Origin of the sequence: Psychroflexus maritimus, from assembly GCF_011089875.1 — a bacterium.
Taxonomy (GTDB): Bacteria; Bacteroidota; Bacteroidia; order Flavobacteriales; family Flavobacteriaceae; genus Psychroflexus; species Psychroflexus maritimus.
The window spans coordinates 133534-154847 of the sequence record NZ_JAANAS010000050.1 but is presented as its reverse complement, the minus strand read 5'-3'; the positions used below and the strand labels follow the sequence as shown (position 1 = coordinate 154847).

Sequence of the window (21314 nt, the reverse complement as noted above, 5' to 3'; positions counted from 1 at the left end):
GTTCGTTAGTACATTCTTTTTTAAGGCTCTGTTTTCTGCTTAATTTTAGTTGGCTAGTAGCATAAATTATAGGTTATCTAACAAGGGGCAAAAAACGAAGAAATTTGTTGTGTAGAAAACCTAAAAAAAGCTTTATTTCGTTGCCTATAATCAACACTTCTTAAAAGGAGTAGATAAGTTGACTAAAGCCTATCTAAGCTTGATTTAAAAACGTATATTTGCAGACTTATTAAGGAAGAAAATTGTATGAAGAATATTCGCAACTTTTGTATCATTGCTCACATAGACCACGGAAAAAGCACCTTGGCTGATCGACTTTTAGACTCTACTAAAACAGTTACTGCTCGAGAAAAACAAGAGCAATTGTTAGATAGTATGGACCTAGAAAGAGAGCGTGGAATTACGATTAAATCTCACGCCATACAAATGGTTTATGAATATGAAGGAGAAGAATATATACTTAATTTAATCGATACTCCTGGCCACGTCGATTTTTCTTACGAGGTTTCTCGTTCAATAGCCGCTTGTGAAGGTGCTTTATTAATTGTTGATGCAGCTCAGAGTATTCAAGCACAAACCATTTCTAATTTGTATTTAGCTTTAGAAAACGATTTGGAAATTATTCCAGTTTTAAATAAAGTAGATTTACCCAGTGCCAACCCTGAAGAAGTAACTGATGACATTGTTGACTTATTAGGTTGTGATGCATCAGAGGTTATTCCAGCTAGTGCTAAAACAGGATTAGGAATTGATGAAATTTTAAAAGCAATTATTGAACGCGTTCCTGCGCCTAAAGGAAATCCCAATGCATCGCTTAGAGCTTTGGTTTTCGATTCGGTTTACAATCCGTTTAGAGGGGTAGAAACTTATTTTCGTGTTTTTGATGGTAGCATTAAGAAAAATCAAAAAATCAAATTTATTGCTACGGGGAAACAATACGGAGCTGATGAGGTAGGTACCTTAAAACTGCAACAAGTCCCTAAAAAAGAAATTGGTACAGGAGATGTAGGTTACCTTATAACAGGAATTAAAGATGCCAGAGAAGTAAAAGTTGGAGATACTATTACCGATTTTGAAAACCCTACAACAGCAGTTATTTCAGGATTTGAGGATGTAAAACCAATGGTTTTTGCAGGAATTTATCCAGTAGATACAGAAGATTACGAAGAACTAAGGTCGTCTATGGAAAAGCTTCAATTAAATGATGCTTCCTTAGTATTTCAACCGGAAAGCTCAGCTGCTCTTGGCTTCGGATTTCGATGTGGTTTTTTAGGAATGCTCCACTTAGAAATAATTCAAGAACGCCTAGAACGCGAGTTTGATATGACGGTAATTACTACCGTACCTAATGTTTCTTATCAAGCTTATACAACTAAAAATCCAGAAGAAGCTATTTTAGTTTCTAACCCAAGTGATTTACCTGACCCTTCAACGCTGTCTCATGTTGAAGAGCCTTATATTTCAGCAAGTATTATTACTAAAGCCGATTTTGTTGGCCCAGTAATGAGCTTGTGTATTGAAAAACGAGGTGAAATTAAAAATCAAAATTACTTAACTACAGATCGTGTAGAACTTACTTTTGATATGCCTTTAGCTGAAATTGTATTTGATTTTTACGACCGATTAAAAACGGTTTCAAAAGGCTATGCCTCATTTGATTATTCCCCTATTGGAATGAAGAAATCAAAATTGGTAAAAGTAGATGTTTTATTAAACGCCAATAAAGTAGATGCACTTTCTGCCTTGTTGCATCAAGATAATGCTTATGATATTGGTAAAAAAATGTGTAATAAGCTAAGAGAATTAATTCCTAGACAACAATTTGATATTCCTATACAAGCCGCTATTGGAGCAAAAATTATTGCTCGTGAAACCGTTAAAGCGCTGCGAAAAGACGTTACGGCTAAATGTTACGGTGGTGATATTTCGCGTAAGCGAAAACTCTTAGAAAAACAGAAAAAAGGTAAAAAACGAATGCGTGCTGTGGGTAATGTAGAAATTCCACAAGAAGCATTTATGGCGGTCTTGAAATTAAATGATTAAGACTAATTTAGATTCTTTTTCATAACCTGCATTTGCTCTTCTAAAAAATCAATTTCTTTTTGGTTAAGTAATTCTTTAGGAAATCTAAACTCTACTTCCGAATTTCTAAACACATAATCGCCTACAACATAAGCTATAAATGTAATGTCTTGGTAGGCCAAAAATTTCGGCTTTGCTAGGTTGAAATATCGAGGTTGTAATAGTCCTTCTTCGGTGAGTAAGGAGTAATTATATTTTTCGGATAGTTTAGGAGAAACAAGGTGCAAAATACCAAAAACAATATACCAACTCATAATGTTACTAATGTCGCTCAACAAGCTTGTACTCCCTAAAAGTATAAAAGCTATTCCAATATAATATTGAATATTCTTGTTTTTATTCTTTTCTAAATGAATTTTAAAACCCTTATTTACTAGCTTTTTCTGTTCTTTTGAAGACTTAGAAAGGTTTTGAATTTGCTTTTTCATCAATGAAATATGTGAATTTCAAATTTACAAAAACTGGAGAATTGGGTACTACAACATTAACCAAAATTAACGCGTTGAAGTTTAAGCTGAAATAAATACTGATTTTTTTTAGAATCAGCCTAGCCTATGCTTGTTTTAGATAAGGTTGTTTTTGAGTTATGCCTCATTATAAGAACAGATTAGGATTTACAAACACTGAATAGTTGATTAATGAAAATTTAACAAAAACCTATAAATTGAAATTAATTAGTATATTTGACCAAATTCAGTCAAGACAAAATAAGGAAAATGACAATCGGGCATAAGATAAGAGAATTGCGAGTGGAGGCTCAAATGTTACAACGTGAACTTGCGTATAAATTAAAAGTTGGCGATGCATACTTGAGTAAAATTGAACGTAACCAGAAAAATTTAAAAAAAGAACATTTGAAAACTATCAGTAAACTTTTCAAATATTCATATGAGGAATTGGAAACACTATGGTTAGCAAACAAAGTGTACGACCTAGTAAAAGATGAAAAAAAAGCAATTGAAGTTTTAAAAGTTGCTGAACAAGAAATAAAATATCGAAAATCAATATGACCTACTTTGAAGAATTAAGAGAAATAACGAAATCCATTCCAACTTCTATTGTTGATTTCACAATTCCAAGAGATAGAACTTCACCGCCAACACAGGCCTCATCTAATTTTATTACAAATAAGGAACAAGGAGATTGGGCAGAAGATTTAATCTTTAGAGCAATAAATGAAACCTCAAAAAACTATGTTGCAGTTCGTTATGGTAAATCTGATGATTTAATTGCTGGTGATGCAGGCTTTGATGAATTCTACACCGACTTTCAAGACGAATTGGATACAATTGGAAAACGTCCAGATTTATTGGTTTTTAAAAAAGAGGATTTTGACCAAAATCTTGGCTATGACATCAGTAAATTCCAACACTCTCAAATAACAGAGTATGTAAAAAAGGCAATTGCAGGTCTTGAAATTCGCTCAAGTGCATTTCTTATTGAAAAATACGAAAATGAAATGCAAAGCAGAACAGAATACCACACAAATGAAGCTTTGAAATTAAAAGAACACATCCTTGAAGAGTATATTGACATATTATCTGACAATAAAAGAAAGCATTACATCTCTATACTAACAGGAATTAATGAAGAGACAATTAACGCTCTAAAATATAGGTCACCCAGTTGGAGGTCAACGGATAGGTTGCAAAATTTATCTTCTCTTTTCAAAACATTAAAGAAACACATCAATATCGTCCAAAAAAGAGATTATTTAAGTATAACACCAAAAGTTGAAGACATAAAAGTTGTTTACAAATGGGCTGAAACATTTAACGTTCCTCACTATTATTTCCAAGTATTCTTTGACAAATCTTACGGAATTTCTTTTAGCAATATTTTATCCCTAATTACTGATTCAGATAAAGAGGGCGAACATTATGAAATTTCTAAAGACATAAAAAATCAAAACAAGACTACTATTAAAATTAACACTAGAAACACCAATCAGGTTGCTTATAAAGTTGAAGAGCCAGAACACAAAAGTGTTATGCGTGAAATGGGAAGAGGACGATTATTGTTTTATGTCACTTTTGATAAAGGAACAGCATATTTAGACATTGATAGTCTAAAAGATTTATTAAACATAGAAGATTTTTAAATATGGACTTAGAAAAAATATATACTAAAAAGACTGCTCTCGAACACCGTAAAGAATTCGCTCAATTTTTTACACCACAGCCAATAGCTAATCTTATGGCTGATTGGTTGCTTGGTAATGAAGCATTAAAAACTGTTTTAGAACCAGCTTTTGGATTAGGTATTTTTTCAAGAACACTTTTAAAAAAGAAAAAGAATTTAAAAATCAAAGGTTTTGATATAGATGAGAACATTTTTAATGATGCGTCTGATGTTTTTAAAGAGAATAAAAACGTCTCTTTGAATCTAGAAGACTATATGTATAATGAATGGAAGAACAAATATGACGGTATTATTTGCAATCCACCTTATTTAAAATTTCACGATTACGACAATAAAGAAATTCTCAAAGAAGTAGAAAGTTATTTAAAGTTCAAATTTAACGGATTTACAAACCTATATACTCTTTTCCTACTTAAATCTATTTTTCAATTAAAGAAAGGAGGTCGAATAGCCTATATTATTCCTTCGGAGTTTTTAAATTCTGATTATGGTAAACTTGTCAAGGAATACCTTTTAAAAACAAACACATTAAGACATCTTTTTGTAATTGATTTTAAAGAAAACGTATTTGATAATGCAATGACAACAGCTTCTATTCTTCTTTTATCAAATGATGAACACAATTCTAAAATTCAAATAACCAATATTCAATCAAAATCTGATTTACAATTAATTGAAGGATACATTAATTCCTATCCAAATGGCAATGGTGAATTCACTTTTAAACCTTCTGAATTAGATGCTAATGTTAAATGGAGACAATACTATCAAGTTCAAAACGCTTTAAATTATAAAAATCTCGTCCCCTTTTCTACTTATGCTAAAGTCGTAAGAGGAATCGCGACTGGAGCAAACGAATATTTTACATTTAGAAAATCAAAAGCCGAAAAACATTCTATTCCTAATGAAAACTTATTGCCTTGTATTTGTAGAGCGAAAGACGTTAGAGGCAATTTTTTCACTAAATCAAATTATGAGAGTTTAATCGAAAATGATGAATTGGCCTATCTGTTCAACGGTAAGGATTCTGAAAACAAAATGGTTGCTGAATACATAGTTTTAGGTGAAAATGAAAAAGTAAATGAAAAGTACTTAACCAAAAAAAGAAAGCCTTGGTATTCATTAGAAAATAGACCACCTGCACCAATTTGGGTTTCTGTATTTAATAGAAAAGGTGTTAAGTTTATTAGAAATGAAGCAAACATTTCTAATCTGACGACTTTTCATTGTGTTTATCCTACAAAGTCAGATTTGTTTTCAGATATTCCTATAGATTTATTATTTGCTTACTTGTTAACAGATGTAGCAAAAGAAATCTTTAGTGACAATAGAAGAGAATATGGTAATGGTTTGAAAAAATTTGAACCTAACGATTTGAACAAATCCAAAATGCTCGATTTATCTAAACTATCTCAAAAACAAGTAGAGAGCATTTTAAATCTTTATTCACGTTTTAAAGACACTAAGAATGAACAATGTATCAAACAGATTGATGAAATTTTACGATTGGAATTTGCCATCGCTATAAGTCATACAGATTTGCAATTCGCACCAGCCAATGCTGCACCAAAAATCGCAAAAGAGTATGTCTTACCATTGCTGAAAACCAAGCAGACCTGAAGAAGGCCAACAGAGAACAATGTGCATAAGCAATAACGGGTTTAGTGTAAAATTGAAACGATAAGAATATTAATAAAAATAAGTGTTTAAACGAAAAACTTGCGCATTTTAAGCCCTCACTATAGCAAGCCACAGACCAGCGGGGGGAATGTTTTTATGGCCCACAAAAATAAACGACTCATAAAACTAACGCAAAATAAAATTGAACATAAACCAAAAAACATCTTTAGCTAATGCCTTCATTTTTAATCAAAAAAACTTACTTTTGCGCGCTTAAAGCACAGCATTAAATGAACGCAACAAAAAAAATTAAATCGGCTTTAATTTCCGTATTTCACAAAGATGGTTTAGCACCTATTGTTAAGCAATTAAGCGAATTAGGCGTACAGATTTACTCCACTGGAGGGACCCAAAAATTTATAGAAGAACAAGGCGTTAAGGTTACCGCCGTAGAAGATATAACTTCATATCCTTCCATTTTAGGCGGACGTGTAAAAACACTCCACCCAAAAGTTTTTGGAGGTATTTTAAACCGTCAAGAAGAAGCTTCAGATCAAGAAGAATTGGTCAATTTTGAAATCCCTCAAATTGATTTAGTGATTGTAGATTTGTATCCTTTTGAAGATACTCTTGCCTCAGGAGCAAGGGAACAAGACATCATAGAAAAAATTGATATTGGTGGTATTTCTTTAATTCGTGCAGCGGCCAAAAACTTTAAAGACGTAGTTTGTGTTTCAACAAGAAATGATTACGCTTACCTTTTAGAGCTTTTAAAATCGCATAAAGGAGAAACTACCTTAGCGCATCGCAAAAAATTAGCCACTAATTCATTTGCTACCTCATCGCATTATGATGCTGCTATTTTCAATTATTTCAATGAAACTGAAGATAACCCTGCATTTAAATTAAGTTTTAACGAAGGAAAAAGTCTTCGTTATGGAGAAAATCCACATCAAGAAGCAAAATTGTATGGCGCTATTGATGAAGCTTTTACGCAGTTGCACGGTAAAGAACTGTCTTATAACAATTTGTTAGATGTAGATGCAGCTGTTCAATTAATGGCAGAATTTAAAGATGAAGCTCCAACTTTTGCCATTTTAAAACACAATAATGCCTGCGGAATTGCTCAGCGAAATACGCTTTTAAATGCGTATCAAGATGCCTTAGCCGGCGATCCAGTTTCTGCTTTTGGCGGAATTTTAATAGCCAATAAAGAAATTGATCAAGCCACAGCTACTGAAATCCATAAGTTATTTTGCGAAGTAGTGATTGCACCTTCTTTTTCAGCTGAAGCTAAGGAAGTTTTAAAAGGCAAGAAAAACCGAATTTTATTGGTGTTAAAAGACTTTGAAGCTCCCAAAAAAATAGTGCGTTCTTGCTTAAATGGTATATTAGTTCAAGACCGAGACCACCTTACCGATACTTCAGAAATACTCAAAACAGCTACTCAAAAAGAGGCTACTTCAGAAGAGGTTGAAGATTTGCTTTTTGCTTCAAAAGTATGCAAGCACACAAAATCAAACACTATAGTCTTAGCTAAAAACAAGCAGTTACTAGCTAGCGGTACAGGTCAAACTTCTCGTGTTGATGCCTTAAAGCAAGCCATAGAAAAAGCTACTTCGTTTAAGTTTGATTTATCGGGAGCTGTTATGGCAAGCGATGCTTTTTTCCCTTTCCCAGATTGTGTAGAAATAGCTTACAATGCAGGAGTTCGAAGTGTAATTCAGCCGGGAGGCTCCATAAAAGATCAATTGAGTATTGATTTTTGTGACGATAAAAAAATGGCAATGTTAATGACTGGAGTGAGGCATTTTAAACATTAATTTATTACTTTTAACCTTTTAAGAATTATCACACAGATTTAGATATAAAATTATGGGCTTTTTTGATTTCCTTACTGAAGATATAGCAATTGACCTTGGAACTGCTAATACACTAATTATTCATAACGATAAAGTAGTGGTAGATAGCCCGTCTATAGTTGCTCGAGACCGTATTTCAGGGAAAATTATAGCGGCGGGAAAAGAAGCAGCTATGATGCAAGGAAAGACCCATGAAAATATAAAAACAATTAGGCCATTAAAAGATGGAGTAATAGCCGATTTTGAGGCAAGTGAACAGATGATTTCTATGTTTATTAGAGAAATTCCAGCACTTAAAAAAAGACTTATTACCCCGTCTTTGCGAATGGTAATTTGCATTCCTTCAGGAATTACTGAAGTAGAAATGCGCGCTGTAAAAGACTCTGCAGAACGAGTGAACGGAAAAGAAGTTTACCTTATTCATGAACCCATGGCCGCAGCCATTGGTATTGGGGTAGATATTATGCAGCCCAAAGGAAACATGATTGTTGATATTGGTGGCGGTACTACAGAAATTGCTGTAATTGCCCTAGGTGGAATTGTGTGTGATAAATCAGTTAAAATAGCAGGTGATGTTTTTACTAACGATATTATCTATTACATGCGTACGCAACACAATTTGTTTATAGGTGAACGCACTGCAGAAAAAATTAAAATCCAGTTAGGAGCAGCAACCGAAGAATTAGAAAATGTACCTGAAGACATGAGTGTTCAAGGCCGAGATTTGCTCACAGGGAAGCCAAAACAGGTTGAAATCTCTTCTCGAGAAATAGCTAAAGCCCTTGACAAATCAATCTTAAGAATTGAAGATGCAGTCATGGAAACCTTGTCGCAGACTCCACCAGAATTAGCCGCAGATATCTATAATACCGGTATTTATTTAGCCGGAGGTGGTTCTATGCTTAGAGGCTTAGATAAACGTTTATCGCAAAAAACAGACCTCCCAGTATATATTGCTGAAGACCCTCTACGGGCAATTGTTAGAGGAACTGGAATTACCTTAAAAGACTTAAATAAATACAAAGCTGTATTGATGAAATAGTTGTAAGATTGAACTTCGTTTTTATTTGTTTCTAAATCCTTTTTTTAATTAGTTGTATTTATTTGTATTTGTTTTGTAATTCTTGTCTATTTTTGAACTGAAATTTCAAAAGTAAATCCTAATTATACCAATTTGATTATTAAATGTCTTTTATAATGCTGAATTTGGTGGTTAACTGGTAATAAATATAGAAAAATCGCTTTTTAATAAATGCAACAACTTATAAACTTCTTTTTAAAGTTTAAAACTGCCCTTGTTTTTTGGGCTTTATTTGTGCTTGCAATTGCGTTGACAATTAACGCAAATACATACCACCAAAATAAATGGCTTAGTTCTACTAATACAATAAGCAGTTTTGTTTTAGGAAAAGGTGCAGCAATTTCCGATTATTTTTACCTTAAACAGGAAAACAAAAAGTTGATGGATGAAAATAAAAGGATGAAGCACTATTATTTGTTTCAACAGCATCACGCTCAGGCCCTAGATTCCTTAACTTTTGATCATAACCAACCCTTAGATTCTTCATTTGAGATTATCAACGCAAAAGTGATTGCTAATTCTTATCGAAAAATCAACAATTATTTATTGATTGAAGCCTTAGAAGATTTTGACTTATCGGTTGATGTTGGAGTAGTTTCCCCCCAAGGAATAGTAGGCGTTGTTGAAGACCACAAAGCTAATTTTGCACGAGTAATTTCTGTTTTGAATCCCAGTATTTCAATCAATGCTCAATTAGCCAAAACCAAACATTTTGGTTCTTTAGTTTGGGATGGCAAAGACCCTAATGTAACCAGTTTAATTGATGTACCACGTTCGGCAAGCGTAGCCGTTGGAGACCTAGTTGAAACGGGAGGAAATTCATTAATTTTTCCGGAGGGAATTCCAGTAGGCGAAGTAATCGATTTCGAATTGGATCAAAACAGAGGCTACTACAACATTCAAGTAAAATTGCATACAGATATGACTAATGTAAGAAATGTTTATATGATTCAATGGAAAGATAAAGAAACAATTTTAGAATTAATCCCAGAAAGCAATGAATAAGTCAATTACCAATAGCATTCGCTTTGTTTTTTTTATCCTTCTACAATTATATCTGCTGGATAATTTCTTATTTCTAGATTACATCAATCCGTATGTTTACATTATATTTATTCTACTACTTCCTATATCTATGAGTAGTATTCAGGTCATGTTACTTTCATTTTTGTTAGGCTTGACCTTAGATGTCTTTCATAATTCAGGTGGTGTTCATGCAGCAGCTTGCCTAGTTTTAGGATACTTTAGACCTTTGGCATTAAGAAACGCATTTGGCGTAAATTTTGATTTCCAAACACTTAAGTTTTATGGCGAAGGCTTTAAGCCTCTCTTAGTTTACGTCTCAATAATGGTAGGCATACACCATTTAGTCATGTTCTCTATGGAAGCATTTAGCTTAGCCTACATTCCTCGAATTTTAACCAATACCTTGTATTCTGGAATTTTTTCTATAGCTTTAATTATTTTGGTCATTTACTTTCTAAAACCAAGTAAAAAATGAGAAAGCTACTTCCCATTTTATTAGTAAGCCTAACGGCAATCTTATTTATAGGAAGGCTGTTTTACCTCCAACTTGTAGATGATACCTATGACCAAGTTTCAATGAACTTAGCAGTAAAAAAAATCTACGACTACCCCCAACGGGGTTATATTTACGACCGTAATAGCCAATTGTTAGTGGCTAATCAACCCGCTTACGATGTAATGGCTATTCCTCTTCAAATCAAACCTTTTGACACTTTAGCTCTTGCTGAAGTTTTGAATATTTCCGACCAACGTTTAAAACATCAAATTGAAAAAGCAAGAATCTATTCTCCTTGGTTACCTTCAATAATTACTCCACAACTTACCAAAAAAGAATATGCTTCATTACAAGAGGTCTTGTATAAATTTCAAGGTTTTTATATTCAGAAAAGACAGTTAAGAGATTACCAAACCACACATGGCGCTAATTTTCTAGGCTACATTGCAGAGGTAAACAATGCTGATTTAAAAAGAAACCCTTATTTTAAATCGGGGGAGTTGATTGGTCGTCAGGGTATTGAAAAACAATACGAAGAACTATTGCGTGGTGAGCGAGGTGTGAAACATATTCAACGGGATAAGTTTAATCGAGAAATTGGTCCGTTTAAAGACGGAGCTTTTGATACGCTTCCCAAAAAAGGAGCCGACTTGCACCTTACCATTGATATTGGTTTGCAAGCTTATGGAGAGCAATTGATGGAAAATAAACGAGGAGGTATTGTTGCTATTGAACCTTCTAGTGGTGAAATTTTAGCCTTAATTACTGCACCCAATTATGAACCAGACGAATTGGTTGGAAGAAAGCGTTCCAAAAATTTTACTAAAATGTATTACGATACGATTGCTAAGCCTCTTTTTGACCGCGGCTTACAAGCCATGTATCCACCAGGATCCCCTTTTAAAGCTTTTACAGGTTTAGTAGCTAGGCAAGAAGCTGTGGTAGAGGTTGAAGAAAACTTTAGTTGCAACGGAGGTTATTCCTATGGAAGACGTTCAAGAATGGGCTGCCATCCTCATAAAAGCCCCGTAAGTTTAGTCAATGGTATTGCACATTCTTGTAATTCCTATTTTGCTCAAATTTACCGAAGAACTATTGAAAAATACAATACCCCTCAAGAAGGAATGGAGGTATGGAGTAATCACATGAAAAGTTTCGGTTTTGGAGATTATTTGGGTTATGATTTACCTGTGGGAAGAAAAGGAAGAATACCTGATGCCGATTATTACAATTCGGCTTATAATTATCCTACTTATAAATGGTACGCTACTGCAACACTATCTAATGCCATTGGTCAAGGAGAAGTAGAATCAACTCCCATACAATTAGCTAATGCAACAGCTGCTATAGCGAATAGAGGTTGGTTTAAACGACCGCACATACTTAAAGGAATAGACGGTAATCGGATTAAAGACAGTATTTACACAGCAAAAAATTTTACGACCATAGACAAGGAACATTTTGAACCTGTTGTTCAAGGCATGAACGACGTATATAATTACGGAACCGCTCAGTTTTTGCAAATTCCTGGCATTGAGGTTTGCGGAAAAACAGGAACCTCAGAAAACTTTATTAAAATTGATGGAGAACGCGTGCAGCTCACCGACCATTCAATTTTTGTAGCTTTTGCTCCAAAAGACGACCCAAAAATAGCCTTAGCAGTATTTGTTGAAAATGGCTATTGGGGTGCTAGATACGCAGGAAGAATAGCTAGCTTAATGATTGAAAAATATTTAAAAGATGAAATTTCTAGAAAAGATTTAGAAAATTGGATCATGTCGCATAGCTTAGAAGAAGAATATGCCAAGCCTTATTCTGGTGAACCCTTTAAAATAAATCAATAATGCCAAAGACCTTTTTAAAATTAGACTGGTTCACCATCATTCTGTTTGTTTTATTGGTGGGTTTTGGGTGGATTAATATTTATTCTACTTCGGTAACTAACCTAGAAGCAAGTTGGTTAGATTTTAATGAAATTCACGGGAAGCAACTGCTTTGGATAGCCCTAAGTGTAATTCTAATTGTTTTGGTACTAGCTTTAGAAGTTAAATTTTATCAACAATTTTCAAGTTTAATTTATTTAGGAGCGTTGCTTTCTCTGGTAGGTTTGCTGTTTTTTGGAAAAACCGTTGCTGGTCAAACCGCCTGGTATTCCTTTGGAAGTTTTAGTATTCAGCCTGCCGAATTTGTGAAAGCAGCGGTTGCTTTAGCCATGGCCAAATACTTAACAGGAATAAATATTCACCTAAAAAACCTTAAACATCAGGTGCAAGCGCTTTTCATTATTGCTATTCCAATGTTGTTGATTTTACTTCAGCCAGACGCAGGAAGCGCACTCATCTATGTGGCATTTATTATTCCAATGTATAGAGAGGGCTTGCCCGATTTATATTTAGTCTTGGGTATTTTTGCCGCATTGATTTTTGTCCTTACGCTAAAATTTGGACTTTATTATATCAGTTTTGTTATTATTCTAATTGCTTTCTTGGTCTATTTTTTCAACAGAAATAAAAAGCCTAAATTATTCAACTATGTATTATTAACTTTATTATGTGTTGGTTTTTCTGTTTCGGTTGGATTTATTTACAAGCAATTGCAGCCTCATCAAAAAGATCGATTTGATTTAATTCTTGGTAAAATTGATGACATTAGTGGAAAAGGCTACAACACTTACCAGGGTAAAGTAGCGATAGGAAGCGGAGGTTGGAGCGGAAGAGGCTGGCTCAATGGCACCCATACGCAAGGAAATTTTGTGCCAGAACAGCATACCGATTATATTTTTGTTACTGTAGGAGAAGAATGGGGCTTTGTAGGAAGTAGTCTAGTGGTGTTGCTTTTTGTTTTTCTCATGATTCGATTGGTGTATTTAGCCGAGCGTCAAAAATCAGCTTTCAGTAGAATTTATGGTTACAGTGTAGTTGGAATTATCTTTTTTCACTTTTTTGTGAATATTGCTATGGTGCTTGGTTTGTTTCCCACGGTTGGTATTCCCCTTCCATTTTTTAGTTATGGTGGATCAAGCTTGTGGGGCTTCACCATACTTATTTTTATCTTCCTTAAAATGGATGCTAAACGCATGGATGTTTAATAGCAAATAAAATCAATTGAACTAAACAATTTACGAATTTTGATAAGCTCATTTCAAAGTCAAAACTTTAACATTCTTTGTCAAGCCTTACCTTTATTAGGTTTAGCACTTTTTTTATTCTAAGTTGTTGGTTTTCAGTTCACGCTTGATTGGGCTAGTGTTTTCAAGGACTTACATAAATTGTTGAAAACTCTGTTGAAAACCTTTTTAAGGTAAGCCCAATTCATAGCGATTTATTTTACATATTTGTTAGTCCTAAATTGAAAAAGTTAACCCTTTAATTTGTAATGCTATGAATAAAAATGAACCTATTTTAGAAGAGAATAAAGATCGATTTGTGGTGTTTCCTATACAACATCATGATTTATGGGAATGGTATAAGAAACAAGAAGCCAGTTTTTGGACAGCAGAAGAAATTGACTTGCACCAGGATATTACAGATTGGGAAAACAAGCTAAGTGCAGATGAACAATATTTCATCAAACATATTTTAGCTTTCTTTGCCGCTTCCGACGGAATCGTTAATGAAAATTTAGCTGAAAACTTTGTCAATGAAGTGCAATATACCGAAGCTAAATTCTTCTATGGTTTTCAAATCATGATGGAAAATATTCACTCAGAAACCTATTCCTTATTGATTGATACTTATGTGAAAGACGAAGCTGAAAAAAGTAAACTCTTTCAAGCTATTGAAAATTTCCCTGCCATTAAAAAGAAAGCAGATTGGGCACTGAAGTGGATTGAAAGCCCAAGTTTTGCTGAGCGCTTAATTGCTTTTGCCGCAGTTGAAGGTATTTTCTTCTCGGGCGCTTTCTGTTCTATTTTTTGGTTAAAGAAAAGAGGACTTATGCCAGGATTAACCTTTTCTAATGAATTGATTTCAAGAGACGAAGGCTTACATTGTGATTACGCTGTTCACTTGCATAACAATCACTTAGTTAATCAGGTACCTAAAGAACGTATTAAAGAAATTATTTTAGATGCGCTTACCATTGAACGAGAATTTATTACAGAATCACTTCCTGTTAGTTTAATTGGTATGAACGCTAAATTGATGACTCAATACTTAGAGTTCGTGACCGACCGATTATTGGTTGAATTAGACTGCGAAAAAGAATTCGGCTCTTCTAATCCATTCGACTTTATGGATATGATTAACCTACAAGGAAAAACCAACTTCTTCGAGAAAAGAGTAGGGGAATACCAAAAAGCAGGCGTAATGTCAAAAGACAAAGAAAAAGATAGTAAAATTAGCTTTGACGCAGATTTTTAAAGTGATTTATGGAGCTATGCAAGCTATGCTTACTATAGGTAGTATGTAAATACAGAAACCAAAGAAACAACAACAATTAAAGATTAAAATAAATACCAGAGATTATGTATGTAGTAAAGAGAGATGGGCATAAGGAGCCAGTAATGTTTGACAAGATTACCGCACGAGTTAGAAAACTTTGTTATGGATTAAACCCATTGGTAGAGCCAACCAAAGTAGCTATGCGAGTGATAGAAGGATTGTACGATGGAGTGACCACAAGCGAGTTAGATAATTTAGCGGCAGAAGTAGCCGCAACAATGACCACAGCTCACCCAGATTACGCCCACTTGGCAGCACGTATATCCGTCTCTAATTTACACAAAAACACTAAAAAAACCTTCTCTGAGGTAATGGATGACCTATACAATTATGTCAATCCAAGAACTAAATCAAAAGCACCGCTTTTATCTGATGAGGTTTATCAAGTAATTCAAGAAAACAAGGATTTACTTGATTCCAGAATTATTTATAGTCGCGACTTTAATTACGATTATTTTGGTTTTAAAACTCTTGAACGTTCCTATTTATTAAAGCTGAATGGCGAAATAGCAGAACGCCCTCAACACATGTTAATGCGTGTGGCTGTTGGTATTCATTTAGATGATTTGGATAGTGCATTAGAAACTTACGACTTGATGTCTAAAATGTTCTTTACTCACGCAACACCCACCTTGTTTAATTCAGGAACTCCTAAGCCGCAAATGTCTTCATGTTTCTTATTAACCATGAAAGACGATAGTATTGAAGGAATTTACGATACGCTAAAACAAACTGCTAAAATTTCTCAATCGGCTGGCGGAATAGGCCTATCTATTCACAACATTAGAGCCACTGGTTCTTATATTGCTGGAACCAATGGAACCTCTAACGGGATTGTTCCTATGCTGAAAGTTTTCAATGATACTGCACGTTATGTAGATCAAGGAGGAGGAAAAAGAAAAGGGTCTTTTGCCATGTATGTTGAACCTTGGCATGCCGACATAATGAGCTTTTTAGACCTCAAGAAAAATCACGGAGCCGAAGAACTCCGCGCACGTGACCTTTTCTACGCCATGTGGATTCCAGATTTATTTATGAAACGCGTAGAAGCTGATGCTGAATGGACCTTGATGTGTCCCAACGAATGTCCAGGTCTTTTTGATATGTATGGCGACGAATTTGAAGCGGCTTATGAACGTTTTGAAGCCGAAGGTAAAGGCAGAAAAACAATTAAAGCTAGACAGCTTTGGGAGAAAATCTTAGAATCGCAAATTGAAACCGGAACTCCTTATATGTTGTATAAGGATGCGTGTAACCGAAAATCAAATCAGAAGAATTTAGGAACCATTCGCTCTTCAAACTTATGTACTGAAATTCTAGAATATACAAGTCCAGATGAAGTAGCCGTTTGTAATTTAGCTTCAATTGCCTTGCCTAAATTTGTGAAAAATGGTGATTTTGACCACAAAGAATTATTCAAAATTACCAAACGTGTAATTAGAAATTTAAATAAGGTTATTGACAGAAATTACTACCCCGTTAAAGAAGCTGAAAACTCCAACTTCCGTCACAGACCAGTAGGTCTAGGAATTCAAGGTTTGGCAGATACCTTTATTAAAATGAGATTGCCTTTTACTTCAGATGAAGCCAAAGCGCTTAATCAAGAGATTTTTGAAACCCTTTATTTTGCTTCAGTTACCGCTTCAATGGAATTAGCGAAAGAAGAAGGCCCTTATTCAACTTATAAAGGTTCACCAATGAGTAAAGGAGAGTTTCAATATAATATGTGGGGCATTAAGGACGAAGAATTAAGTGGTAGATGGGATTGGACAAAACTGAGAAAGCAAGTCCTTAAAAATGGCGTAAGAAACTCTTTACTACTTGCACCTATGCCAACTGCTTCAACTTCGCAAATTTTAGGAAACAACGAAGCTTTTGAGCCTTATACCTCAAATATTTATACCCGAAGAGTACTTTCTGGCGAATTTATTGTAGTGAACAAACACTTATTAGAAGACCTTGTTAAATTAGGCCTTTGGAATGATGAGGTAAAAGATGCTATTATGCGAAATAATGGCTCTATTCAATCTATAGATATTATTCCAGAAGACATTAAAGAACTGTATAAAACAGTTTGGGAACTTTCTATGAAAGACATTATAGACATGGCTAGACACAGAGGCTACTTTATTGATCAATCGCAGTCTCTTAACTTGTTTATGGAAGGAGCTACCTTTGCTAAACTTACCTCCATGCACTTTTACGCTTGGAAAAGTGGCTTAAAAACAGGAATGTATTACCTAAGAACAAAATCGGCAGTAGATGCCATCAAGTTCACCCTTAATAACGAAAAAAAGAAAGTAGAAATACCTGCTGAAAAAGTAGCCAAACAAAACGCACAACGACTACAACAAGAACAAGCTAAAGTCAATGTGACTTCAGACTCATCGTTAAGCCCAGAAGAATTAAAAGCTTTAATTCAACAATCAAAAGACGCTGAAGGAGATGACTGCTTAATGTGTGGTTCATAATTCTATTTTAAATTAAACATTCCAAAAACCTGTAAATACATAGTGTATTTGCAGGTTTTTTTATTGCGGTAATATCAAATGATAACTGATATAAGAACTATTCCAAAAACGAATAACCACCAACCCCAAATCCCCCTACTTTTACCTTATCAAATAAAATATTAATACCAACAATATCCTTTCTTCAGCAAGCCAGTCTATTACTAATTCATTGCAGTAAACGAAATACCTCAGTGGGATTTACAAAGTTTAAATTATTCTAATAACTTTGTAGAAATTAGCAAAACCAGAAATATTAATGTAGCCATTTCAAAAAAGTGGCTTACTAAACTATAAATTACTAAACATTGACTTTAGAAAAAACCCCTTTAGCCGGATGTGTATTAATACAGCCCCATGTGTTTAAAGACCAACGCGGTAGCTTTTTTGAAAGCTTTAATCAGCAAAAATTTGCGCAACTATACGGCAAATCTGTTCATTTTGTTCAAGATAATCAGTCTATTTCTTCTTACGGCACTTTACGCGGATTGCATTTTCAGCAAGGCGAATACGCACAAGCTAAATTGGTGCGTGTAATTAGTGGTAAAGTCTTAGATGTGGTGGTAGATGTACGAAAAGATTCGCCTAGTTTTGGTCAGCATCACAGTGTAGAACTTTCGGGCGAAAACAACCTGCAAATTTTTATTCCTAAAGGCTTTGCACATGGTTTTGTTGGCTTGTCTGAAAAAGTGATTTTTGAATACAAATGCGATGCTTACTACCAACCTTCAGCAGAAGCTGGAATACGATTTGATGATCCCGATTTAAATATCGACTGGAAAATTCCTTCAGAAGACATGATTCTTTCAGCAAAAGACCAAAAACTTCCACTCTTTAATCAGCTTGAGTTATGATAAACGTACTACTTACTGGAGCCAACGGCCAATTGGGCACTTGCCTACAAAAGAAAGTGAATCAGTTTCCTAAAATCAGTTTAGACGCTAAAAACTCTTCTGAATTAAATTTGCTGAAATTTGATGAAGTTGAAGCCTACTTTCAAAACTATCAACCTGATTTTTGTGTTAATGCTGGAGCTTATACGCAAGTAGATTTAGCCGAAGATGAAGCAAAAAAAGCATTTTCTATCAATGCTGAAGCGGTAGAGCATTTGGCAAAAATGTGTGCCAAGTACAATTGCAAATTAATCCACATTTCTACCGATTACGTGTTTGACGGAAAGAAAAAATCACCTTACCTAGAAACCGACCTTACTGGGCCTATTAACGCTTACGGAGCTTCCAAATTAATAGGCGAAAAAGCTATTGAAACTCATCTAGAAGCCCATTATATTCTCCGTACGTCGTGGTTGTATTCAGATGTAGGGAAGAATTTTTTCACTTCCATGAAGAATTTGTTGAATAAAGGAACCCAACTAAAAATTGTGACTTCGCAAAAGGGTTGCCCAACCAATGCTTATCATTTGGCTGAAGTGATTTTGAAGCTAATTGAGAAGGCTGAAGTAGCTTACGGAATTTATCATTTCTCGAATTCTGAAGCCACAACTTGGTATGCGTTTACCAAAGAAATTGCTCGCTTAATAGAAGTTGATGAAGATTTGGTTTTACCCACCCAGCATTATCCAACAAAGGCAGAGCGACCAGAAAATTCGGTGTTGTCTTGTGCCAAAATTGAAAATGCTTTAGGCTATAAGATAGCCGATTGGAAAACAGCTTTAAGCGAACTAAAATAAGTTAGAATGGCGAAATTAATTTTAGTCCCCACTCCCATAGGAAACCTGCAAGACATGACGTTTAGAGCGGTTGAAGTCTTGAAGGAAGTCGATTTAATTTTGGCTGAAGACACGCGCACAAGCGGTAAGTTGCTCAAGCACTTTGGTATAGAAACACCCATGAAGGCCTACCACATGCACAATGAGCACCAGCTAATAGAAGATTTAGTACAACAGATGATGAGCGGAACAAAAATGGCGTTGATTTCGGATGCGGGAACGCCAGGTATTTCAGATCCTGGATTTTTATTGGTGCGTGCTTGTGTTGAAGCCGATGTAGAAGTTTCCTGTTTGCCTGGAGCAAATGCTGTTTTACCGGCATTGGTAACTTCTGGATTACCTTCTAATAAGTTTGTTTTTGAAGGATTTCTTCCACCTAAAAAAGGCAGAAAAACACGCTTAGAATTATTGGCTCAAGAGGAACGTACCTTAGTATTTTACGAGTCGCCTTATAAAATTAATAAGACGCTAAAAGACTTGATTACGTATTTTGGCGAAGACCGAAAAGCTTGTTTATGTCGAGAAATATCAAAAATCTATGAAGAGCAAATACGTGGAACACTAAAAGAAGTACTAGCCATTTCTGAAGCTAGAAAACTAAAAGGAGAAATGGTTTTGGTGGTGGAAGGGAGGTAGGTGATGCTGAAGTTTACATTTTTCAAGTGAGTAGTTTTTTCTATCAGCCTCAATAATTGCCATAAATCCAACCTCACCTAAAAGAGCGCTAAGCAAAAACATATATTTTCAGTAAATTTGCAAAAAATAAACCCATGAAGTACATTATACGAATATTAGCTGTGCTGGTTTTACTAAGTTTATTTTCAGGTTTCTACTTAAGCTTCTCAGAAGAACACAAAGAATTAGGAGAAAAACTGATTGGTTTCAGTGTTTTAGGAACCGTTCTTTTTTTAATGCCGCTTTTTATTTACCACAGTTGGAAAGGAAAAAAATTCTCTGATTATACCTTATCTAAAGAAAATCTCGATAAAATGAGAGAAAAAGGCATAGATAAATTTTAATTCACTTAAAATAAGTTGCTTAGCCTGTAAATGCGTCTCATTATGACAAAGGTCATTTTTATGAATTTACTAAGTGATTTTTTTTCTGACCTATAAAAAGCCTGTCAATTGTCCATAAAGCTTGATAGAATAAGCTTTTAAAAGACTCATTTTACAAAAAACACAAAAAATTAACATTAAGAAAATGAAAATAAAACATATAAATTCATTTAGTTGATGATTTTTATATGTATGTTTGCATCATATTTAAATACAATATTTTATTACATTATGGAAGGTACAGTTAAATTTTTCAACGAGTCAAAAGGTTACGGATTCATTACAAATGAAGACACCGGAAGAGACATTTTTGTTCACATCACTGGTTTAGGAGATGAGACAATAGCCGAAGGAGACCGCGTTGAATACAACGAAACAGAAGGAAGAAAAGGAATGAACGCTACAGAAGTACGCGTAATTTCTGAATAATATATAAGTATTATTTAAGCCTTTAAGCCTCAGAGAAATCTGAGGCTTTTTTTATGCAACAATAGCCATAGTAGCCACACTAATCTTTATGTCTTTCGCTTCTTTTAAAACATTTCCGCAGGCTTCTAAGGTAGCCCCTGTAGTCATTAAATCATCTACTACTAAAATATGTTTTCCTTGAATTTTATTTAAGTTTTTTGCAAAGTAATTTTTATCAATTACAGCTGTTCTTGCTAGTCTTCCTTTAAATACTTGAGAAGAATTTGAAGAAGCTCTCCAAAGTACATCTTCAATCAATGGAATATCAAATACTTCAGCAAAAGCTTTAGCATAGCCTTGCACTTGATTAAAACCTCTTTTTTTTAGTCGAACTTTACTCACTGGAACAGGAATTACAGCTTCAATATTATTATTCCAATGCACGGATTTTAAAAGTTCGGCATGCCAATACCCGAGGTAAGGGCTTATTTTTTCATTTCCACGGTATTTTAAATCATGTATTAAGGCTTGTACAATACTTGCTTTTTCGTAATAAAATAAGGAGCTTGATTTTTCAACAATTAATCTGCCCCTAAGCGCTTTTTTAATGATGAAGTCTTTGGTGGTATAATCATTAGTGAGGGGTAAATCGTGTAAGCAATGAAGGCAAATCACATTTTCCGTATCAATTAAGCTTTGGTCACAACAGGCACAAATGCGAGGAAAAAGGAGTTGAAGAAAATCGTTTATCATAAGTAAGTTGGTTTTAGTGACTTAAAATTACTAAATTTTTTCAAATTACTTAAACAACATAAGCAACTTTTTAAAAACCAAACATCTAATAAATGGAAATAAGAA

19 protein-coding genes are annotated in these 21314 nt (G+C 34.4%); 17 read left to right on the top strand and 2 right to left on the bottom strand.

Going from position 1 to position 21314, the window contains the following annotated elements:
• Positions 1 to 246 precede the first annotated feature (246 nt).
• A complete protein-coding gene (gene lepA, locus G7034_RS07605) occupies positions 247 to 2043 on the top strand; it encodes a translation elongation factor 4 (RefSeq protein WP_166400359.1) in 1797 nt (598 codons plus the stop codon).
• Positions 2044 to 2045: 2 nt separating this feature from the next.
• Here lepA and G7034_RS07600 read toward each other — a convergent pair whose 3' ends face one another.
• Complete coding sequence (locus G7034_RS07600) at positions 2046 to 2510, bottom strand: hypothetical protein (protein ID WP_166400358.1); 465 nt, start codon at positions 2508 to 2510, stop codon at positions 2046 to 2048.
• A gap of 288 nt (positions 2511 to 2798) precedes the next feature.
• On the opposite strand from G7034_RS07600, the gene G7034_RS07595 reads away from it, so the two are divergent.
• From G7034_RS07595 to G7034_RS07520, 16 genes are all read left to right on the top strand, one after another.
• Positions 2799 to 3092, top strand: coding sequence for a helix-turn-helix domain-containing protein (locus tag G7034_RS07595; RefSeq protein ID WP_166400357.1), 294 nt, complete (start codon positions 2799 to 2801; stop codon positions 3090 to 3092).
• Positions 3089 to 4183 carry an AccI family restriction endonuclease gene (locus tag G7034_RS07590; protein WP_166400356.1) on the top strand — a complete coding sequence of 365 codons (1095 nt, stop codon included), beginning with the start codon at positions 3089 to 3091 and terminating at the stop codon, positions 4181 to 4183. The genes G7034_RS07595 and G7034_RS07590 overlap by 4 nt, the downstream gene beginning before the upstream one ends.
• Before the next feature lie 2 nt (positions 4184 to 4185).
• A complete protein-coding gene (locus tag G7034_RS07585) occupies positions 4186 to 5844 on the top strand; it encodes an Eco57I restriction-modification methylase domain-containing protein (protein ID WP_166400355.1) in 1659 nt (552 codons plus the stop codon).
• A gap of 290 nt (positions 5845 to 6134) precedes the next feature.
• A complete protein-coding gene (gene purH / locus G7034_RS07580; protein WP_166400354.1) occupies positions 6135 to 7667 on the top strand; it encodes a bifunctional phosphoribosylaminoimidazolecarboxamide formyltransferase/IMP cyclohydrolase in 1533 nt (510 codons plus the stop codon).
• Positions 7668 to 7719: 52 nt separating this feature from the next.
• Entirely contained in the window at positions 7720 to 8748 is a 1029-nt protein-coding gene (locus G7034_RS07575) for a rod shape-determining protein (protein WP_166400353.1), read from the top strand.
• Between the two features lie 210 nt (positions 8749 to 8958).
• Complete coding sequence (mreC, locus tag G7034_RS07570) at positions 8959 to 9792, top strand: rod shape-determining protein MreC (protein ID WP_166400352.1); 834 nt, start codon at positions 8959 to 8961, stop codon at positions 9790 to 9792.
• Positions 9785 to 10288: a rod shape-determining protein MreD gene (locus G7034_RS07565; RefSeq protein ID WP_166400351.1), complete on the top strand. Its 504-nt coding sequence runs from the start codon at positions 9785 to 9787 to the stop codon at positions 10286 to 10288. Before mreC ends, G7034_RS07565 begins: the two co-directional genes overlap by 8 nt.
• Positions 10285 to 12153, top strand: a complete 1869-nt coding sequence (gene mrdA, locus G7034_RS07560) for a penicillin-binding protein 2 (protein ID WP_166400350.1) — start codon at positions 10285 to 10287, stop codon at positions 12151 to 12153. The genes G7034_RS07565 and mrdA overlap by 4 nt, the downstream gene beginning before the upstream one ends.
• Complete coding sequence (rodA, locus tag G7034_RS07555) at positions 12153 to 13397, top strand: rod shape-determining protein RodA (protein ID WP_166400349.1); 1245 nt, start codon at positions 12153 to 12155, stop codon at positions 13395 to 13397. The genes mrdA and rodA overlap by 1 nt, the downstream gene beginning before the upstream one ends.
• Positions 13398 to 13689: 292 nt before the next feature.
• On the top strand, positions 13690 to 14670 hold the full coding sequence (locus tag G7034_RS07550; RefSeq protein WP_166400348.1) for a ribonucleotide-diphosphate reductase subunit beta: 981 nt from the start codon (positions 13690 to 13692) through the stop codon (positions 14668 to 14670).
• Between the two features lie 104 nt (positions 14671 to 14774).
• Entirely contained in the window at positions 14775 to 17222 is a 2448-nt protein-coding gene (locus G7034_RS07545) for a ribonucleoside-diphosphate reductase subunit alpha (RefSeq protein ID WP_166400347.1), read from the top strand.
• A gap of 347 nt (positions 17223 to 17569) precedes the next feature.
• Positions 17570 to 18115 (top strand): dTDP-4-dehydrorhamnose 3,5-epimerase, encoded by a 546-nt coding sequence (rfbC, locus tag G7034_RS07540; RefSeq protein ID WP_166400346.1) that lies wholly within the window; start codon positions 17570 to 17572, stop codon positions 18113 to 18115.
• Complete coding sequence (rfbD, locus tag G7034_RS07535) at positions 18112 to 18951, top strand: dTDP-4-dehydrorhamnose reductase (protein ID WP_166400345.1); 840 nt, start codon at positions 18112 to 18114, stop codon at positions 18949 to 18951. The genes rfbC and rfbD overlap by 4 nt, the downstream gene beginning before the upstream one ends.
• 6 nt (positions 18952 to 18957) lie before the next feature.
• Complete coding sequence (rsmI, locus tag G7034_RS07530) at positions 18958 to 19626, top strand: 16S rRNA (cytidine(1402)-2'-O)-methyltransferase (RefSeq protein ID WP_166400344.1); 669 nt, start codon at positions 18958 to 18960, stop codon at positions 19624 to 19626.
• A gap of 134 nt (positions 19627 to 19760) precedes the next feature.
• The gene (locus G7034_RS07525) at positions 19761 to 20009 is read left to right on the top strand and encodes a hypothetical protein (RefSeq protein ID WP_166400343.1); all 249 of its coding nucleotides are present in this window, start codon (positions 19761 to 19763) and stop codon (positions 20007 to 20009) included.
• Positions 20010 to 20279: 270 nt separating this feature from the next.
• Complete coding sequence (locus G7034_RS07520; RefSeq protein ID WP_166400342.1) at positions 20280 to 20477, top strand: cold-shock protein; 198 nt, start codon at positions 20280 to 20282, stop codon at positions 20475 to 20477.
• Between the two features lie 51 nt (positions 20478 to 20528).
• Here the strand turns inward: G7034_RS07520 and G7034_RS07515 are convergent, their stop codons facing one another.
• Positions 20529 to 21209 (bottom strand): ComF family protein, encoded by a 681-nt coding sequence (locus G7034_RS07515; protein ID WP_166400341.1) that lies wholly within the window; start codon positions 21207 to 21209, stop codon positions 20529 to 20531.
• Between the last annotated feature and the right edge of the window lie 105 nt (positions 21210 to 21314).

Bases quoted from the DNA above. Each gene is read 5' to 3' on its own strand.
- lepA (WP_166400359.1), top strand. From the start codon at position 247: ATGAAGAATATTCGCAACTTTTGTATCATTGCTCACATAGACCACGGA.
- G7034_RS07600 (WP_166400358.1), bottom strand. From the start codon at position 2,510: ATGAAAAAGCAAATTCAAAACCTTTCTAAGTCTTCAAAAGAACAGAAA.
- G7034_RS07595 (WP_166400357.1), top strand. From the start codon at position 2,799: ATGACAATCGGGCATAAGATAAGAGAATTGCGAGTGGAGGCTCAAATG.
- G7034_RS07590 (WP_166400356.1), top strand. From the start codon at position 3,089: ATGACCTACTTTGAAGAATTAAGAGAAATAACGAAATCCATTCCAACT.
- G7034_RS07585 (WP_166400355.1), top strand. From the start codon at position 4,186: ATGGACTTAGAAAAAATATATACTAAAAAGACTGCTCTCGAACACCGT.
- purH (WP_166400354.1), top strand. From the start codon at position 6,135: ATGAACGCAACAAAAAAAATTAAATCGGCTTTAATTTCCGTATTTCAC.
- G7034_RS07575 (WP_166400353.1), top strand. From the start codon at position 7,720: ATGGGCTTTTTTGATTTCCTTACTGAAGATATAGCAATTGACCTTGGA.
- mreC (WP_166400352.1), top strand. From the start codon at position 8,959: ATGCAACAACTTATAAACTTCTTTTTAAAGTTTAAAACTGCCCTTGTT.
- G7034_RS07565 (WP_166400351.1), top strand. From the start codon at position 9,785: ATGAATAAGTCAATTACCAATAGCATTCGCTTTGTTTTTTTTATCCTT.
- mrdA (WP_166400350.1), top strand. From the start codon at position 10,285: ATGAGAAAGCTACTTCCCATTTTATTAGTAAGCCTAACGGCAATCTTA.
- rodA (WP_166400349.1), top strand. From the start codon at position 12,153: ATGCCAAAGACCTTTTTAAAATTAGACTGGTTCACCATCATTCTGTTT.
- G7034_RS07550 (WP_166400348.1), top strand. From the start codon at position 13,690: ATGAATAAAAATGAACCTATTTTAGAAGAGAATAAAGATCGATTTGTG.
- G7034_RS07545 (WP_166400347.1), top strand. From the start codon at position 14,775: ATGTATGTAGTAAAGAGAGATGGGCATAAGGAGCCAGTAATGTTTGAC.
- rfbD (WP_166400345.1), top strand. From the start codon at position 18,112: ATGATAAACGTACTACTTACTGGAGCCAACGGCCAATTGGGCACTTGC.
- rsmI (WP_166400344.1), top strand. From the start codon at position 18,958: ATGGCGAAATTAATTTTAGTCCCCACTCCCATAGGAAACCTGCAAGAC.
- G7034_RS07525 (WP_166400343.1), top strand. From the start codon at position 19,761: ATGAAGTACATTATACGAATATTAGCTGTGCTGGTTTTACTAAGTTTA.
- G7034_RS07520 (WP_166400342.1), top strand. From the start codon at position 20,280: ATGGAAGGTACAGTTAAATTTTTCAACGAGTCAAAAGGTTACGGATTC.
- G7034_RS07515 (WP_166400341.1), bottom strand. From the start codon at position 21,209: ATGATAAACGATTTTCTTCAACTCCTTTTTCCTCGCATTTGTGCCTGT.